The organism is Pseudomonas parafulva (genome assembly GCF_000800255.1).
Classification (GTDB): domain Bacteria; phylum Pseudomonadota; class Gammaproteobacteria; order Pseudomonadales; family Pseudomonadaceae; genus Aquipseudomonas; species Aquipseudomonas boreofloridensis.
Genome location: NZ_CP009747.1, coordinates 250,987 through 267,451, shown reverse-complemented (window position 1 = coordinate 267,451; position 16,465 = coordinate 250,987). Strand labels below are relative to the sequence as shown.

Sequence of the window (16,465 nt, the reverse complement as noted above, 5' to 3'; positions counted from 1 at the left end):
TTCCACCTTTCTCACGCCCTACAGTGCGCGCCGAACGTCCATGCTGGAAACGATCCATCCGGCTCAAGTACTGAGTAGGCGAACCAAAGTGGGGATACGGAGGACGTTCAGTTTGCAGCCACTTATTCTTTCAGTTTGCCCATGGAGTCCCTGAGTATGTCGATCCAGGTCGAAGACTATTTCGCACGCGACACCTTCCAGAAAATGAAGGCGTTCGCCGACAAGCAGGAAACCCCGTTCGTACTCATCGATACGCAGATGATCAGCCAGGCCTATGACGACCTGCGCGCGGGCTTCGAATTCGCCAAGGTCTACTACGCAGTCAAGGCCAACCCGGCCGTCGAGATCATCGACCTGCTCAAGGACAAGGGTTCGAACTTCGACATCGCCTCGATCTACGAACTGGACAAGGTGATGGAGCGCGGCGTCAGCGCCGATCGCATCAGCTACGGCAACACCATCAAGAAGTCCAAGGACATCCGCTATTTCTTTGAAAAGGGTGTGCGCCTCTACGCCACCGACTCCGAAGCGGACCTGCGCAACATCGCCAAGGCCGCGCCCGGCTCGAAGGTGTACGTGCGTATTCTCACCGAAGGCTCGACCACCGCCGACTGGCCGCTGTCGCGCAAGTTCGGCTGCCAGACCGACATGGCCATGGACCTGCTGATCCTGGCCCGCGACCTGGGCCTGGTGCCCTACGGCATCTCCTTCCACGTCGGCTCCCAGCAGCGCGACATCAGCGTGTGGGATGCGGCCATCGCCAAGGTCAAGGTGATCTTCGAGCGCCTGAAAGAAGAAGACGGCATCGAACTGAAGCTGATCAACATGGGCGGCGGCTTCCCGGCCAACTACATCACCCGCACCAACAGCCTGGAAACCTACGCCGAGGAAATCATCCGCTTCCTCAAGGAAGACTTCGGTGACGACCTGCCGGAAATCATCCTCGAGCCGGGCCGCTCGCTGATCGCCAACGCCGGCATCCTGGTCAGCGAAGTGGTGCTGGTGGCGCGCAAGTCGCGTACCGCCGTGGAGCGCTGGATCTACACCGACGTGGGCAAGTTCTCCGGCTTGATCGAAACCATGGACGAAGCCATCAAGTTCCCGATCTGGACCGAGAAGAAAGGCGAGACCGAGGAAGTGGTGATCGCCGGCCCGACCTGCGACAGCGCCGACATCATGTACGAGAACTACAAGTACGGCCTGCCGCTGAACCTGGCCATCGGCGACCGCCTGTACTGGCTGTCCACAGGCGCCTACACCACCAGCTACAGCGCAGTGGAATTCAACGGTTTCCCACCGCTGAAGGCGTACTACCTGTAATCAGGTCCGGGGCCGCCTGGCGGCCCCGATCTCACCCCTCGCAGCGCTCGATCGCCTCGGCGTAGCGCGCCGCAAAGCTGGTCAGTGTCGGCCCAGCGTCCTGCAAGGTCGCCAGCGCACTGCGCAGGAAGTCCACGGGCCCCTGCTGTCGCGCCTGCTCGAACCACTGCGCCGCCTCGCCCATCTGCCCGCGTGACGCCAACACCAGCGCCAGACTGAACATGCCGCGAAAATCTCCCGCTTCGGCCGCCCGCCGATACCAGCGCGCCGCCCGCAACGGACTCGCCGTGGTCGCGATGCCCTGTTCCAGATAACGCCCGTACAGGTTCATCGACTTGGCATGGCCCATCTGCGCGGCCTTCTCATAGCAGGTCAGTGCCAGCCCCTGATCGGCGGGCAAGCCACGTCCGGTCGCCAACAGATTGCCCAAGTTGTACAGGCCCCAGCCTGAACCCGCATCGGCGGCCTGGGCATAGTGGATCGCGGCCTGGCTCAGCGCCACCTCGCCGCCCCAGCCATGCTCCAGGCAGCGGCCCAGCAGATTGTGCGCCTTGGCATTGCCGGCCTGGGCTGCCACCGCCAGCCAATGGCGGGCCAGACGCTCGTCCTGCTCGATGCCGCGCCCGTCCAGCAGGATCTGCCCCAGCAGCGCCTGCGCCTCGACCACGCCCTGCCCGGCAGCGGCGAGAATCGCCTTGGCGGCTTGGCCAGGTTGATGGTCGAGCATCGACGCCAACTGATCGGCATCGAAGCGTTCCGAGGTGGAGGCAGACATGGGACGGTGACCTGTGAAATCGCAAAAGGCCCCCATCATAGGGAGTCGGTTTCAGTGCGGGCAAGAATGGCGGGACGAGCGCACGGTTGGATCACGCGCAGAAGACAGGTGTGCCGACTCGCAAATGCTAACCAGTCTCAATTGTTACTCTCCCTCGCTTGCATTAGAATCCCAGCGCCGCGCTGGCAGCCCTGACCTAAACACCTCCGCCACTAAGCGCCACCCTCTGGAATTCAAGGTAATCGAAGTGCTGAAGAAGTCGCTGTTCCAATTGCACTGGTTCTTCGGCATCAGTGCCGGCCTGGTCCTGGCGCTGATGGGCATCACCGGGGCGATCTGGTCGTTCCAGGAAGAACTGCTGCGCTTTTTCAACCCTGAGGTGTTGAAGGTCGAGGTGCGTCGCGAAGGCGTTCTACCACTGCCGGAACTGGTGCGCCGCGCCGAGGCCGCCCAGCACGACAAGGTGGCCATGCTCTGGGTCGACACCCGCAGCGACGAGGCCGCCCGGCTGTTCTTCACGCCGCCCCCAGGCGAGCGCCGCGGCGAACTGCGCTATGCCGATCCCTACACCGGCGAACTGCTCGGCGCCGTGGCCGGTCAGGACTTCTTCAACCTCATGCTGCAACTGCACCGTTTCCTGGCCATGGGCGACAGCGGCCGACAGATCACCGGCGCCTGCACCCTGCTGCTGATCTTCTTCTGCCTGTCCGGCCTGTACCTGCGCTGGCCACGGCGGGCACGGGACTGGCGGGTGTGGCTGACCTTCGACTGGGCCCGCAAAGGTCGGGCGTTCAACTGGGATCTGCACGCCGTCGCCGGCACCTGGTGCCTGCTGTTCTATCTGCTGTTCGCCCTGACCGGCCTGTTCTGGTCCTACGAGTGGTACCGCGAGGGGCTGAACAGGCTGTTGGCCGACCCGCCTGCTGCCGGGCAGTCGACACTGTCGCGCAGCGAGCGCCGCGCACGGGCCGTGGCACCGCCCGACAAGGACGCAGCGCCTTTGGTGGTGGATTATCCGGCCCTGTGGTCTACCCTTCAGGCCGCGGCCGGACCGGGTCTGGTCTCCTACAACCTGCGCCTGCCCGCCACCGGTGGCCAACCCGCCAACGTCTTCTACATGCTGGACGACGCCGCACACCCGCGCGCCTACAACACGCTGACGCTGGATCCGGCCACCGGCGAGGTGAGCAGCCACGAGCGCTACACCGACAAGTCGTTCAAGGCACAACTGCTGCAGAGCGTCTATGCCCTGCATGTGGGTGAATACTTCGGCCTGACCGGACGCATCCTGCTCACCCTCGCCAGCCTGAGCATGCCGCTGTTCTTCGTCACCGGCTGGCTGCTGTATCTGGATCGACGCCGCAAACAGCGTCAGGTGCGTGCCGCTCGGGGCTCGGTGGACCACGCCAGCGACGGCGAAGGCGGTTGGCTGATCGCCTTCGCCAGCCAGAGCGGCCTGGCCGAACAACTGGCCTGGCAAAGCGCCGGACAATTGCAGGCCGCGGGCGTGGCGGTTCAGGTGCGCAGCCTCGCCCAGCTCGACCAGGCGCAACTGAGCCAGTCCTTGCGCGTGCTGTTCGTGGTCAGCACCTTCGGCGAAGGCCAGGCACCGGACAGCGCCCGTGGCTTTGAGCGCAACGTGCTGGGTCAGGCCCTGGACCTGAGCCACCTCAGCTACGCCGTGCTGGCGCTGGGTGATCGTCAGTACCCGCATTTCTGTGGTTTCGCCCGACGCCTGCACGCCTGGTTGGGTGAGCGCGGGGCGACTTCAGCATTCAGCCCGGTGGAAGTCGATAACGCCGACGCCGGTGCGTTGCAGCACTGGCAGCAGGCGCTGAGCGCGCTGACCGGTGCCGCGGCCGTCACCCCCTGGCAGGCGCCGGACTATGGCAACTGGCGCCTGATCCGACGACAGTTGCTCAATCCCGGCAGCCAGGGTGCACCGGTGTTCCTGCTGGGCCTGAGCCCCGAACAACCGAGCACGTGGGAGGCCGGCGATCTGGTGGAGATACTGCCTCGTCATGGCCAGGTACGGATCGACGCGTTCTTGGCGGGGCTGGGCCTGGAGGCCGCGCAGCCGGTGCACCTCGACGGACTGTCGCAGCCACTGGGACAAGCGCTGGCCAGTCGTCAGTTGCCGGGCAGCCGCGAACACCTGGTCGGGCTGCATGCCCAGGCGCTGGTCGATGCACTGATCCCGCTCGGCACACGCGAGTACTCCATCGCCTCCATCGCCAGCGACGGCGTGCTGGACTTGATCGTGCGCCAGGAACGGCATCCCGACGGCAGCCTGGGGCTGGGCTCCGGCTGGCTGACCGAGTTCCTGCCACTGGACGGCCCTGTGCGTCTGCGGGTACGCCGCAACAGCAGCTTCCACTTGCCTGCGGGGCCGGCACCGCTGGTGCTGATCGGCAACGGTACTGGCCTGGCGGGCCTGCGCAGCTTGCTCAAGGCGCGCATCGCCGCCGGGGAGCGGCACAACTGGCTGTTTTTCGGCGAGCGTAATCGAGCCTGCGACCTGCTCTGCGGCGAGCAGTTGCACGCTTGGCTGGACAGCGGCGACCTGGCTCGGCTGGACCTGGCCTTTTCACGGGATCAGGCGGAAAAGATCTACGTGCAGGATGTACTGCTGCAGCAGGCCGAGACGCTGCGCCGTTGGGTCGATGACGGTGCGAGCCTGTACGTGTGCGGCAGCCTTCAGGGCATGGCGACGGGCGTGGATGCGGCGCTCAGGGGGATTTTCGGTGAGGATGGGGTGGAGCACCTGATCGAAGAGGGCCGCTACCGGCGGGACGTGTATTGACCTCCCATCGGTGGCGGCCAGACCCTCTGGCCGCAGGGCTCAGTGGATATCGAAGGTGTCGGCATCCAGGTTCGCCGGGAACCGCGCACGGTAGGCGGCCAGGTCCACGGCATTGAGCGCCACATGGAAGACACCGTCGGCTTCGGCTGCGCCCAGCAGGCTCTCGCCCTGGAAATCCAGCACCTGACTGTCCCCCGAGTAGGCAAAGCCCTTGCCGTCGGTGCCCACCCGATTCACCGCCGCCACATAGCACAGGTTCTCGATCGCCCGCGCGGGCAGCAGACGGTTCCAGTGCTGGCGACGCGCTGCCGGCCAGTTGGCGGTGTACAACAGCAGGTCGGTGTCGTGCGGGTCGCGGCTCCACACCGGGAAGCGCAGGTCGTAGCAAATCAGCGGACGCACGCGCCAACCGTTGAGCTCGAACTGCACCTGCCGCTCGCCCGGCGTGTAGTGCTGGTGCTCGCCAGCCATGCGGAACAGGTGACGCTTGTCGTAGTGCAGCACCTCGCCATCGGGGCGCGCCCACAGCAGGCGGTTGCGGTGGCTGCCGTCAGCGGCACGAATGATCACGCTGCCGGTGATCACCGCGTCGAGCTTCTTCGCCTGGGCCTTGAGCCATTTACAGGTGGGCCCCTGCTCCGGCTCGGCGAGGCGCTCGGAATCCATGGTGAAACCGGTGGTGAACATCTCCGGCAGAATCACCAGGTCCGCTCCTCGGGCTTGCTCCAGCAGCACCTCGAAATGTGCGTGGTTGCCTTCGCGGTCATGCCAGGCCAGGTGAGTCTGCACCAGGGCCAGGTTCAGGTTGGGCAGTTGGCTCAGATCGCGCATAGCTTTTCCGCTGCCTGACGCAGCGTCTCCTCACGTTTGGCGAAGCACAGGCGCACCAGGCGCTGCGCGGGGATGGGTTGCTGGTAGAACACCGACACCGGAATGCTCGCCACGCCGTGCTCGCGGGTCAGCCACAGCGCCATCTGCACGTCATCGAGGTCGGGACGGATCGCCGAGTAGTCCACCAGTTGGAAATAGGTGCCCGCCGCGCGGGTGAACCTGAAGAGCGAGGTGTGCAACAGGTCGCAGAACAGATCGCGTTTGGCCTGGTAGAAACCCGGCAGTTCTTCCACATGGGCCGGGTGTTCGGCCATGAAGTCGGCCAGCGCCCACTGCAGGGGGGTCACGCCACAGAAGTTGACGTACTGGTGCACCTTGCGCAGCTCCGCGCTCAGTGCCGGCGGCGCGATCACGTAGCCGGTTTTCCACCCCGTGACGTGATAGGTCTTGCCGAACGAGCTGACCACGAAGGCCCGCGCGTACAACGCCTCGTGGGCCAGCACGCTGGCATGCTGCACCCCGTCGTAGACCAGGTGCTCGTAGACTTCGTCGCTGAGCAGGTACAGATCGCGCCCGGCGATCAGCGCCGCCAATTGGTCGAGGTCTTCGCGGGTAATCAGCGCGCCGCTGGGGTTGTGCGGGGAGTTGAGCACCACCAGGCGCGTGCGGGGTGTCAATGCATCGCTGAACGCTTGCCAGTCGATACGAAAATCGCCATCGCTCAGTTGCAGATGCACGCAGCGACCGCCAGCCAGTGCCACAGCGGGTGCGTAGCTGTCGTAGCAGGGATCGAAGACGATTACCTCGTCACCGGGCTGAATCACTGCCTGGATGGCGCAGAAGATAGCCTCGGTGGCACCGGGGGTAATGGTGATTTCCTGCTCGGCGTCCACCTGAACGCCATACAGACGGGCAATCTTCGCCGCGACCTGTTCGCGCAGTACAGGCAGGCCGGTCATGGGTGCGTATTGGTTGTGGCCGGCGCTCACATGCCGCGAGACCGCTTCGAGCAGCGCGGGCGGTGCGTCGAAATCGGGAAAACCCTGGGAAAGGTTGAGCGCGCCGGTCTGGGCGGCGAGCTGGGACATGCGGGTAAAGATGGTCGTGCCGACGTTCGGCAGTTTGCTGCGGATCATGGAGCCCTCTTTCCTGCGGACTGAGGGGGGATAAGCTACAAGCTCTGAGCGGCAAGCGACAAGTGCGAAGGAGCGGCGGTTCGCCGCTCCTACTTGCGGTCAGCGCTTGTCTTTGCGCTTCTTCTCGGCCTTCTTGTGGTGCGACATCAGGCGGCGCTTCTTGTTGACCTGACGGTCGGTGAGGGTGTTCTTGTTGCCCTCGTAGGGGTTTTCGCCGCCTTTGTACTCGATACGGATCGGCGTGCCGACCAGCTTGAGGACACGGCGGTAGGTGTTTTCCAGGTAACGCGAGTAGGAACGCGGAATCTTGTCGGTCTGGTTGCCATGGATCACGATCAGCGGCGGGTTGGCGCCACCGAGGTGGGCATAGCGCAGCTTGATGCGGCGACCGTTGACCAGCGGCGGCTGGTGCTCGCTGACGGCGTCCTCGAGAATCTGCGTCAGGCGGCTGGTCGGCCAGCGGGTGACGGCCGACTTGAACGCGGCTTGCACCGACTTGTACAGGTTGCCAACGCCCGTGCCGTGCAGCGCGGAGATGAAGTGGATATCGGCGAAATCGACGAAGAACAACCGGCGCTCCAGCTCGGTCTTCACGTAGTCACGCTCGCCCGACTCCATGCCATCCCACTTGTTCAGGGCGATGACGATGGCCCGGCCGGCTTCGAGGGCGAAGCCCAGCAGGTTGAGGTCGTGGTCGACCACACCTTCACGGGCGTCCATGACGAACACCACCACGTTGGCGTCCTTGATCGCCTGCAGCGTCTTGACCACCGAGAACTTCTCGACTTCCTCGTGGATCTTGCCACGCTTGCGCACGCCCGCGGTGTCGATGAAGGTGTACTTCTCGCCATCGCGCTCGAACGGAATGTAGATGCTGTCGCGCGTGGTGCCCGGCTGGTCGTACACCACCACACGCTCTTCACCGAGCATGCGGTTGACCAGCGTGGACTTGCCGACGTTGGGACGACCGATGATGGCGATCTTGATGCCATCCTTCTCGCTCGGCCCCGGAATGCGCACCGCTTCCTCGCCCTCGGCGACCTCAGCGTCCAGCGCTTCTTCGACCTGGTCGCGCGGGATGTGGCCCAACACAGCTTCCATCAGGCCATTGATGCCGCGCCCTTGGGAGCCGGCCACCGGGATGGCGTTGCCCATGCCCAGCGGCGAGAACTCGGCGCGGGCGACGTCGGCGTCGATGTTGTCGATCTTGTTGGCGACCAGGATCGCTTCCTTGTTCCGCTTGCGCAGATGCTCGGCGATCATCTGGTCGGCGGCGGTCATGCCGGCACGGGCATCGACCAGGAACAGGACATAGTCGGCTTCTTCGATGGCCATCAGCGATTGCGCGGCCATTTTCTCGTCCATGCCCACTTCGTCGCCGGTGATACCGCCGGTGTCGATGAGAATGTAGGAGCGACCCTGCCAGCTGGCGTCGCCGTACTGGCGGTCACGGGTCAGGCCCGAGAGGTCGCCGACGATGGCATCGCGGGTCTTGGTCAGGCGGTTGAACAGGGTGGATTTGCCGACGTTCGGCCGTCCCACCAGGGCGATTACGGGAACCATGCGGCTCTCCACTCTGAATTCTTGAAAATGCAAAGGCCGCTGCAAGGCAGCGGCCGGAGTTCGGGCGGCGCGTCCTGCGCCGCAGCCTGAAACCGAGGTCGGTTTCAAGCATAGCTTCAGCGGATGGTCAGTGCCTCGAGCTTGCCGCTGTTGCCATAGACGTAGATGGTGTTGCCCACCACCAGCGGACGGGCACGCAGGCCGTCGCTGTCGATGCGCTCACGGCCGACGAAGCGACCGTCGACCTGGCTGAGCAGGTGCAGGTAACCCTCGAAGTCGCCCACCGCCACATAGCTGGAGAACACCTCTGGCGCGGACAGTTGGCGACGGGCCAGGGAGTCGTTGCTCCACAGGGCCGACGACGAGCGCTCGTCGATGCTCTCGACGGTGCCGGACGCCTCGCTGACGTACACGTTGCCCAGGCCCTGGGCGACGCCCACGTAGCTGGAGGCATCGCGCTGCCACAGGACACGACCGCTTTCCAGGTCCAGGCCAGCGACGCGGCCCTGGTAGCTGCTGACGTAGAGCACACCGCCGGACAGTTGCAGGCCGCCGTCGATGTCCACCACGCGTTCCAGTTCCGAACGGCCTTGCGGGATGGCGACGCGCGCCTCCCACACCGGTACGCCGTTCTGGGTATCGACTGCGACCACCTTGCCGGTGGACAGACCTGCCACGGCCATGCGATTGGTCACGATCGGCGCGCCGGTGCCACGCAACGTCAGCACCGCAGGCGAGCTTTCATAGATCCAGCGACGGTCGCCGGTGTTGAAGTCCAGGCCGACCAGACGATCGTCCTGGGTCTGCACCACCACCACGTCACCGTTGGTGGCCGGCGGAGCCAGCACCTCGCTGGTCACGCGCGAGCGCCAGCGCTCTTCGCCGGTGCTGGCATCCAGAGCGATGACTTCACCTTTGAGGGTGCCCATCATCACCAGGCCGTAGCCCACGCCGACAGCACCGGACACCGGCACTTCCAGGTCCTTGTCCCAGATCACGTCACCGTTGAGGCGGTTCAGTGCGTAGACCTTGCCATTGACGTCGGCCGCGTAGATGCGGTCGTTCTCGATGGCCGGCACCAGGAGGTTGTACTTTTCCCCCTGACCGTCACCGATCGAACGGCTCCACTGCTTGGTCAGCACCACCTCTTCGGTGAACTTGGTCAGTTCGGCCGGGGGCAGTTCCTTCTTGCTGTTGCTGCTGCAACCCGCGGCCAGGACGGCCAGGGCGAGCACTGCTGCTTGTTTCCAACCGGTCACTTCACGCGTCCCCTTTGGCCAGGTCATCGAGCTTCAGTTGCAAACCACCGATCGCGGCGTCGTCAGACAGCGCGGCCTTGGCTTTTTCGTAGGCACCATGGGCATCGTCGGTACGGCCCAATTGCACCAGCAGATCGCCTTTGAGCTCCTCGCGACTGGCCTGGTAGGCCTTCTCGGCGTTGCCGTCGAGCAACTTGAGTGCCTCTTCGGCTTTGTTCTGCGCCGCGAGCACGCGCGCCAGACGCTGACGGGCGAGCTCGCCCAGGGTCGCGTCGGCGGGTTTATCCACCACGCCCTTGAGTTCTGCGGCAGCGTCGTCGAGCTTGCCGCTCTCCACGGCCACTTTCGCCACGAACAGGCTGCCGTACTGGGCGTAAGCGGTGCCGCCGTACTCGCTCTTGAGCTTGCCGGACAACTCGGCCACCTTGGTCGCATCCGGCTTGCCGTCAGCCGACAAGGCCGTTTCGATCAACGCCTGATAGACCATCGAAGCGCCCTGCGACTGGTTGTTCTGGTACTTGTGCCAGGCCTGCCAGCCCATCACCACCGCCGCGGCGAGCAAAGCACCGGTCAGCAGCGGCTTGCCGTTGCGGTTCCACCAGTCCTTGGCTGCGACCAGGCCTTCATCATCGGTACTCGACACCCCAATACTCCTTTTCAGCAATTCGGCTGTATGACCGCTTCACGCCTGCGCGAGAGCAGCTTGCAGGTGCTCGGCCAGAGCATCCCAGGCAATGTTCTGTTGTTCGCCCTGGCCACGCAGGGGTTTGAAACCTACCACTTGTTGCGCCAATTCGTCGTCCCCCAGGATCAGGGCGAACAGCGCCCCGCTGCGGTCGGCCTTCTTGAACTGGTTCTTGAAATTGCCACCGCCGGCGTTGACGGCAAGGCGCAGCGCCGGCAAGCGGTCGCGCAGTTGCTCGCTGAGCGCCAGCCCCGCCAGCTCGGCCTGCTCGCCGAAGGCGCACAGGTAGACGTCCAGCGTGCGCGCAATCGACTCGGGCACCTGACCCAGGGTTTCGATCAGCAGCAGCAGGCGTTCGATGCCCATGGCGAAACCCACGCCAGCGGTAGGCTTGCCGCCCATCTGCTCGACCAGGCCATCGTAACGGCCACCCGCGCAGACCGTGCCCTGGGCGCCGAGCTTGTCGGTGACCCACTCGAAGACGGTCTTGCTGTAGTAATCCAGGCCACGCACCAGCTTGGTGTTGATCACGAATGGGATACCGGCGGCGTCCAGGCGCGCCTTCACGCCTTCGAAATGCACGCGCGACTCTTCGTCCAGGTAATCCTCCAGCTTCGGCGCACCGACCAGCGCGGCCTGGGTGCCCTCGTGCTTGCTGTCGAGGATACGCAGCGGATTGCTCTTGAGGCGGCGCTGGCTGTCTTCGTCCAGCTGGTCGAGGCGCTCGGAGAGGAACTCGACCAGTGCCTCGCGATAGCGCCCGCGCGCTTCGCTGGTGCCCAGGCTGTTGAGTTCGAGGGTGACGGCATCCTGAATGCCCAGGCGCGCCCACAGGCGCCAGGTCAGCATGATCAGCTCGGCATCGATGTCGGGACCGGCCAGGTTGAACACCTCGACGCCGATCTGGTGGAACTGGCGATAGCGCCCCAGTTGCGGGCGCTCGTGGCGGAACATGGGCCCGACATACCAGAGTTTCTGAACTTGGCCGTTGCCGATGATGCCGTGCTCGAGCACTGCACGCACGCACGCGGCGGTGCCTTCGGGACGCAAGGTCAGCGAGTCCTTGTTGTCCTGGAAGGTATACATTTCCTTTTCGACGATATCGGTGACTTCACCGATCGAACGCTTGAACAGTTCGGTGAACTCGACGATCGGCGTGCGGATCTGGCTGTAGCCGTAGGTGTCCAGCAAGCTGGCCACGGCGCCTTCGAAGTAGCGCCACAGCGGCGATTGCTCGGGCAGGATGTCGTTCATGCCACGAATGGCTTGCAGCGATTTGCTCACGAAAAGTCCTTACGAATCTGTATATCAGCCGCGGGCGATCAGCGCCGCGTCGGCCTCGACCTTTTCGGCCGCTTTCTGGCGGATGAGCTTTTCCAGCTCATCGACCAGGTTGTCGTTGGTCAGCTTCTGTGCCGGCTTGCCATCGATGTACACCAGGTTGGGCGTGCCACCGGTCAGGCCGACATGGGATTCCTTGGCTTCGCCCGGTCCGTTGACCACACAGCCGATCACCGCGACGTCCAGCGGCACCAGCAGGTCTTCCAGGCGCCCTTCCAACTCGTTCATGGTCTTGACCACATCGAAATTCTGCCGCGAGCAGCTCGGGCAGGCGATGAAGTTAATGCCACGCGAGCGCAGGTGCAGCGACTTCAGAATGTCGTAGCCGACCTTCACTTCCTCGACCGGATCGGCCGCCAGCGAAATGCGGATGGTATCGCCGATGCCTTCGGCGAGCAGCATACCGAGGCCGACGGCGGATTTCACCGTTCCGGAACGCAGTCCTCCCGCTTCGGTGATGCCCAGGTGCAGGGGCTGCACGATCTGCTTGGCCAGCAGGCGATAGGCTTCGACGGCCATGAACACGTCGGAGGCCTTCACGCTGACCTTGAAGTCATGGAAATCCAGGCGGTCGAGGTGCTCGACATGGCGCAGCGCCGACTCGACCAGCGCGGCTGGGGTCGGCTCGCCGTACTTCTTCTGCAGGTCTTTTTCCAGGGAGCCGGCGTTGACGCCGATGCGGATCGGAATACCACGATCGCGAGCAGCATCGACCACCGCGCGCACTCGGTCTTCACGGCCGATGTTGCCCGGGTTGATGCGCAGGCAGTCGACGCCGAGCTCGGCGACGCGCAGCGCGATCTTGTAGTCGAAGTGGATATCGGCGACCAGCGGGACGCTGACCTGCTGCTTGATCTTGCCGAAGGCTTCGGCGGCGTCCATGTCGGGCACCGACACGCGGACGATATCGACACCGGCATCTACCAAACGCTGGATCTGCGCCACGGTGGCGGCCACATCGTTGGTGTCGGTGTTGGTCATGCTCTGTACCGCGATGGGAGCATCGCCGCCCACCGGCACATTGCCGACCCAGATTTTGCGGGATTCGCGACGTTTGATCGGGGATTCACCGTGCATGACTTACTGTCCCAACTTCAGGCGAGCGGTCTCGCCACTGGTGAACGGGGCGACATCGACGGGCTGGCCGTTGTAGCTGACCTGGGCGCCACGGGCAAAGCCCAGGCGCACGGCGAACGGCGGCTTGCCTGCCAGTTCGAGGCTATCGCCCTTGCGCTTGATGGCGCTAAATAGCACCTTGCCATTTCCGTCGGTGACCTGGGTCCAGCAGTCGGCGACGAACTGGATGGCAACCTTGCCCTCCCCTGCGATCGGCGCGGCAGGCTCGCTGGCAGCGGGCGCAGCAGGGGTGGTCGAAGGCGCGGTGGTGGTCGTGGCAGCCGGCGCATGCGGCTGGGCTGGGTTCTGCGCAACCGGCGCAGTGGGCGCGACCGCGGACGCGGACTGTTCAGGTGCCTGGGCGGCGGTTTCGTCTTCGCCCTGCGCTGCCGTGTCCTGCCCCAGCGGCAGCGGCGCGCTTTCGGGCTGCTGGCCAGCGCTCACGGCCTGGTCTTCGGGCTCATCGAGGGTGTGGATCTGGGTGGTGCCGTCGGCGCTTTCGACCTCGACATGCTCCAGGGCGATCTTGCTCAGGTCCTTGCCATGCTGGCCGCTCTGGTCCTGCCACCAGAAGAAGCCACCGCCGACTACCACCACCAGCAGCAGCAGGCTGACGCCGCGCAGAATGTTGTGCGACAAGCGTACCGGCTCCTCGATACGACCCAGCGAATGCACTTCGCTGCCTTTGGCATGGGTGCCGGTCACACGATCAAAGGCCTCGACCAACGGGGCCTGATCCATGTCCATGAGTTTGGCGTAGGCGCGAATGTAGCCGCGGGCGAAGGTATGCCCGGGAAGCTTGTCGAAGGCACCGGTTTCCAGGTAATTCAGCGAGGTGACGGTCAGGTTCAGCCTACGGGCGACCTCGGCTTGCGACCAGTTCCGGTGCTCGCGCGCCTGGCGCAGGACGTCACCGGGATGCTGCTCAAGCGCTGCTGCTGATTCGGGGTGCGCGGCGTTCATCGTTGCTCCGACAGGTATTGCTGATATTCCGGCGTACCGGGATAAAGTCGTTGTAGTGTGCGGCCCAGTTCGTCAGCGGTACCGTGCTCTTCGACGATTCGCGCCAGACGACTGCCCAACAGCAGGCTGCGGGCATCATGCTGGCCCTGCTGGCTGAAACGTTCGTAGTAATCCCAGGCCGGCACATAATGCCTGTTTTCGTAGGACAACTCAGCCATTTCCAGTAGCGCCCGCGGTTGTCGCTGATCCAGGCGCAGGGCTTTTTCCAGAAAGGCCTGTGCTTGCTCGGCGCGGCCTTGCCTGAGCGCGGTCAGGCCCAGGTTCTCGTACACGCGCGAGCGCTCAGGATACAGGGTATCGGCGGCGGCTTGGCGAAACATCTGCTCGGCCTGGCGAAAATGCCCTTGAGCATAGAGGAAACTGCCGTAGTTGTTGCGAATGCGCGCATCGTTCGAGCGCTGCGCCAGGGCGTGACGAAAATGCTCATCCGCCAGTTCCGGCTCGCCTTGAGCCTGGAACACCAGGGCCAAGGCCGCATGGGCATCGGCGTCACGCGGGTCCAACTCGAGCGCGCGCGCCAACGGCACCTTGGCCTGCTCGCTCATGCCCTGCTGCAGATAGCCCAGGCCCAACTGCACGTAGGCACGCCCCGCCTCTGCCCGACCCTGCTCGCTGGACAGCGGATGGCCGCTGCCGCCGGACACGCAGCCAGCCAGCAACAGCAGTGACAGGATCGACAGCGCGGCGCGCAGGGTCATGGGCGGCGGTGTCCGTCAGAGGCGCACGGCGCTGTCTGCCGACTCGCTACCGTCGGCGTTGAGCTGGCGCACGGCAATGTAGCGCTCGCTGCGGCGGGTGCGGTCCATGACCTGACCGACCAACTGGCCGCAGGCCGCGTCGATGTCTTCACCACGGGTGGTCCGGGTGGTGACGTTGAAGCCACCGTGGTGCAGCAGGTCCTGGAAGCGACGGATCGCATTGTTGCTGGGCCGCTCGTAGCCGGAGTGCGGGAACGGGTTGAACGGGATCAGGTTGATCTTGCACGGCACGTCGCGCAGCAGCTCGATCATCTGCGCGGCGTGTTCGGGCTGGTCGTTGACATCCTTGAGCAGGGTGTACTCGACCGTCAGCACGCGTTTGCCGCCGAGCGTGGCCATGTAGCCCAGGCAAGACTCGAGCAGTACCTTGAGCGGGTACTTCTTGTTGATCGGCACCAGCTTGTTGCGCAGTTCGTCGTTCGGCGCGTGCAGCGACAGCGCCAGCGATACGTCGATGTGCTTGGCCAGTTCATCGATCATCGGCACCACGCCCGAGGTGGACAGGGTGACGCGACGCTTGGAGATGCCATAGCCCAGATCGTCCATCATGATCTTCATGGCGGCGATGACATTGTCGAAATTGAGTAGCGGCTCGCCCATGCCCATCATCACCACGTTGGTGATGGCGCGGTCGATCTTGGCCGGGACGGTGCCGAAGGATTTGTTCGCAAGCCATACCTGGCCGATGACTTCGGCGGCGGTCAGGTTGCTGTTGAAGCCTTGCTTGCCGGTGGAGCAGAAACTGCAGTCTAGGGCGCAGCCAGCTTGCGACGAGACGCAGAGCGTGCCGCGGTCGTCGGTGGGAATGTAGACGGTCTCGACGCAGCTGCCGGAGGCAACGCGCACGACCCATTTGCGGGTCCCGTCGGCGGAAATGTCTTCACTGACCACTTCCGGAGGTCGAATCTCGGCAATGGCCTCGAGCTTTTCGCGCAAGGCCTTGCCGACGTTGGTCATGTCCGCGAAATCGGACACGCCAAAATGGTGAATCCATTTCATCACCTGACCGGCACGGAAGCGCTTCTCCCCGATCGAGTCGAAGAACTGTTCCATTTCCGGCAGGGTCAGCCCCAACAGGTTGATTTTGCCAGTAGATGTCGTCATGGATTCACCCTCACTCGAAAGCGTTCGCTTAGCGAGTGGTTACCTCGGTAGCTGCGAAGAAGTAGGCGATTTCGCGAGCGGCAGCGGCTTCGGAGTCCGAACCGTGAACGGCGTTGGCGTCGATCGACTCGGCGAAGTCGGCACGGATGGTGCCGGCAGCGGCTTCTTTAGGGTTGGTAGCGCCCATCAGCTCACGGTTCAGAGCGATGGCGTTTTCGCCTTCCAGCACCTGGACAACGACCGGGCCGGAAGTCATGAAGGCAACCAGTTCGCCGAAGAAGCCACGCGCGCTGTGCTCGGCGTAGAAGCCTTCGGCTTCGGCCTTGGACAGTTGCTTGATTTTCGAGGCGACGACTTTCAGGCCGGCTTTTTCGAAACGAGTGGTGATCTCACCGATGACGTTTTTGGCGACGGCGTCAGGCTTGATGATGGAGAAAGTACGTTGAACAGCCATGGAAAACTCCAGAATATTGAGTGTTGCGAAAAATTAAACCCGCGAATTATACGCGGGTTCGAGGGCATTGCCTAACCTGCGGATGTCACTCAGTCGGCTTCTTCGATCCAGGCCGCCTGGATGGCCTCCAGGACCTTTTCGCCGCCGCGCGCCGGATCGTCACTGAAGTCGGGCAATTCCATCACCCAACTCCGCAGATTGACGAAATTCACGTAACGAGGATCGACTTCCGGCTTGCTTTCTGCAAGCTGAATGGCGATTTCAAGTACATCAACCCATTTCAGACTCATTCCGTCA

At 64.0% G+C, this 16,465-nt stretch carries 15 protein-coding genes; 2 read left to right on the top strand and 13 right to left on the bottom strand.

The features are described from left to right. Positions 1 to 156: 156 nt before the first annotated feature. Positions 157 to 1,320, top strand: coding sequence for a type III PLP-dependent enzyme (locus tag NJ69_RS01130; RefSeq protein ID WP_039575523.1), 1,164 nt, complete (start codon positions 157 to 159; stop codon positions 1,318 to 1,320). A 31-nt stretch (positions 1,321 to 1,351) separates the two neighbouring features. Here the strand turns inward: NJ69_RS01130 and NJ69_RS01125 are convergent, their stop codons facing one another. After that, complete coding sequence (locus tag NJ69_RS01125) at positions 1,352 to 2,095, bottom strand: tetratricopeptide repeat protein (RefSeq protein ID WP_039575520.1); 744 nt, start codon at positions 2,093 to 2,095, stop codon at positions 1,352 to 1,354. Positions 2,096 to 2,342: 247 nt separating this feature from the next. On the opposite strand from NJ69_RS01125, the gene NJ69_RS01120 reads away from it, so the two are divergent. Continuing rightward, positions 2,343 to 4,898: a PepSY domain-containing protein gene (locus NJ69_RS01120; RefSeq protein WP_039575517.1), complete on the top strand. Its 2,556-nt coding sequence runs from the start codon at positions 2,343 to 2,345 to the stop codon at positions 4,896 to 4,898. Between the two features lie 39 nt (positions 4,899 to 4,937). Here the strand turns inward: NJ69_RS01120 and NJ69_RS01115 are convergent, their stop codons facing one another. From NJ69_RS01115 to iscX, 12 genes are all read right to left on the bottom strand, one after another. Beyond that, entirely contained in the window at positions 4,938 to 5,729 is a 792-nt protein-coding gene (locus NJ69_RS01115) for an amidohydrolase (RefSeq protein WP_039575514.1), read from the bottom strand. Then, complete coding sequence (locus NJ69_RS01110; protein ID WP_039575511.1) at positions 5,717 to 6,865, bottom strand: pyridoxal phosphate-dependent aminotransferase; 1,149 nt, start codon at positions 6,863 to 6,865, stop codon at positions 5,717 to 5,719. The genes NJ69_RS01115 and NJ69_RS01110 overlap by 13 nt, the downstream gene beginning before the upstream one ends. Before the next feature lie 99 nt (positions 6,866 to 6,964). After that, a complete protein-coding gene (gene der, locus NJ69_RS01105; RefSeq protein ID WP_039575508.1) occupies positions 6,965 to 8,428 on the bottom strand; it encodes a ribosome biogenesis GTPase Der in 1,464 nt (487 codons plus the stop codon). A gap of 116 nt (positions 8,429 to 8,544) precedes the next feature. After that, entirely contained in the window at positions 8,545 to 9,687 is a 1,143-nt protein-coding gene (bamB, locus tag NJ69_RS01100; RefSeq protein WP_039583053.1) for an outer membrane protein assembly factor BamB, read from the bottom strand. Position 9,688: 1 nt separating this feature from the next. After that, the gene (locus NJ69_RS01095; RefSeq protein WP_029613648.1) at positions 9,689 to 10,330 is read right to left on the bottom strand and encodes a tetratricopeptide repeat protein; all 642 of its coding nucleotides are present in this window, start codon (positions 10,328 to 10,330) and stop codon (positions 9,689 to 9,691) included. A 39-nt stretch (positions 10,331 to 10,369) separates the two neighbouring features. Next, positions 10,370 to 11,656, bottom strand: coding sequence for a histidine--tRNA ligase (gene hisS, locus NJ69_RS01090; protein ID WP_039575503.1), 1,287 nt, complete (start codon positions 11,654 to 11,656; stop codon positions 10,370 to 10,372). A gap of 24 nt (positions 11,657 to 11,680) precedes the next feature. Then, a complete protein-coding gene (ispG, locus tag NJ69_RS01085; RefSeq protein WP_029613650.1) occupies positions 11,681 to 12,790 on the bottom strand; it encodes a flavodoxin-dependent (E)-4-hydroxy-3-methylbut-2-enyl-diphosphate synthase in 1,110 nt (369 codons plus the stop codon). Between the two features lie 3 nt (positions 12,791 to 12,793). Next, positions 12,794 to 13,792: a RodZ domain-containing protein gene (locus tag NJ69_RS01080; protein ID WP_039575500.1), complete on the bottom strand. Its 999-nt coding sequence runs from the start codon at positions 13,790 to 13,792 to the stop codon at positions 12,794 to 12,796. Further along, the gene (pilW, locus tag NJ69_RS01075) at positions 13,789 to 14,550 is read right to left on the bottom strand and encodes a type IV pilus biogenesis/stability protein PilW (protein WP_039575498.1); all 762 of its coding nucleotides are present in this window, start codon (positions 14,548 to 14,550) and stop codon (positions 13,789 to 13,791) included. The genes NJ69_RS01080 and pilW overlap by 4 nt, the downstream gene beginning before the upstream one ends. Before the next feature lie 15 nt (positions 14,551 to 14,565). Next, positions 14,566 to 15,714 (bottom strand): 23S rRNA (adenine(2503)-C(2))-methyltransferase RlmN, encoded by a 1,149-nt coding sequence (gene rlmN, locus NJ69_RS01070; RefSeq protein WP_039575496.1) that lies wholly within the window; start codon positions 15,712 to 15,714, stop codon positions 14,566 to 14,568. Positions 15,715 to 15,742: 28 nt separating this feature from the next. Continuing rightward, complete coding sequence (ndk, locus tag NJ69_RS01065; protein WP_029613652.1) at positions 15,743 to 16,168, bottom strand: nucleoside-diphosphate kinase; 426 nt, start codon at positions 16,166 to 16,168, stop codon at positions 15,743 to 15,745. Positions 16,169 to 16,257: 89 nt separating this feature from the next. Next, entirely contained in the window at positions 16,258 to 16,458 is a 201-nt protein-coding gene (iscX, locus tag NJ69_RS01060) for a Fe-S cluster assembly protein IscX (protein WP_039575493.1), read from the bottom strand. Positions 16,459 to 16,465: the final 7 nt, after the last annotated feature.

Bases quoted from the DNA above. Each gene is read 5' to 3' on its own strand.
- NJ69_RS01130 (WP_039575523.1), top strand. From the start codon at position 157: ATGTCGATCCAGGTCGAAGACTATTTCGCACGCGACACCTTCCAGAAA.
- NJ69_RS01125 (WP_039575520.1), bottom strand. From the start codon at position 2,095: ATGTCTGCCTCCACCTCGGAACGCTTCGATGCCGATCAGTTGGCGTCG.
- NJ69_RS01115 (WP_039575514.1), bottom strand. From the start codon at position 5,729: ATGCGCGATCTGAGCCAACTGCCCAACCTGAACCTGGCCCTGGTGCAG.
- NJ69_RS01110 (WP_039575511.1), bottom strand. From the start codon at position 6,865: ATGATCCGCAGCAAACTGCCGAACGTCGGCACGACCATCTTTACCCGC.
- der (WP_039575508.1), bottom strand. From the start codon at position 8,428: ATGGTTCCCGTAATCGCCCTGGTGGGACGGCCGAACGTCGGCAAATCC.
- ispG (WP_029613650.1), bottom strand. From the start codon at position 12,790: ATGCACGGTGAATCCCCGATCAAACGTCGCGAATCCCGCAAAATCTGG.
- NJ69_RS01080 (WP_039575500.1), bottom strand. From the start codon at position 13,792: ATGAACGCCGCGCACCCCGAATCAGCAGCAGCGCTTGAGCAGCATCCC.
- pilW (WP_039575498.1), bottom strand. From the start codon at position 14,550: ATGACCCTGCGCGCCGCGCTGTCGATCCTGTCACTGCTGTTGCTGGCT.
- rlmN (WP_039575496.1), bottom strand. From the start codon at position 15,714: ATGACGACATCTACTGGCAAAATCAACCTGTTGGGGCTGACCCTGCCG.
- ndk (WP_029613652.1), bottom strand. From the start codon at position 16,168: ATGGCTGTTCAACGTACTTTCTCCATCATCAAGCCTGACGCCGTCGCC.
- iscX (WP_039575493.1), bottom strand. From the start codon at position 16,458: ATGAGTCTGAAATGGGTTGATGTACTTGAAATCGCCATTCAGCTTGCA.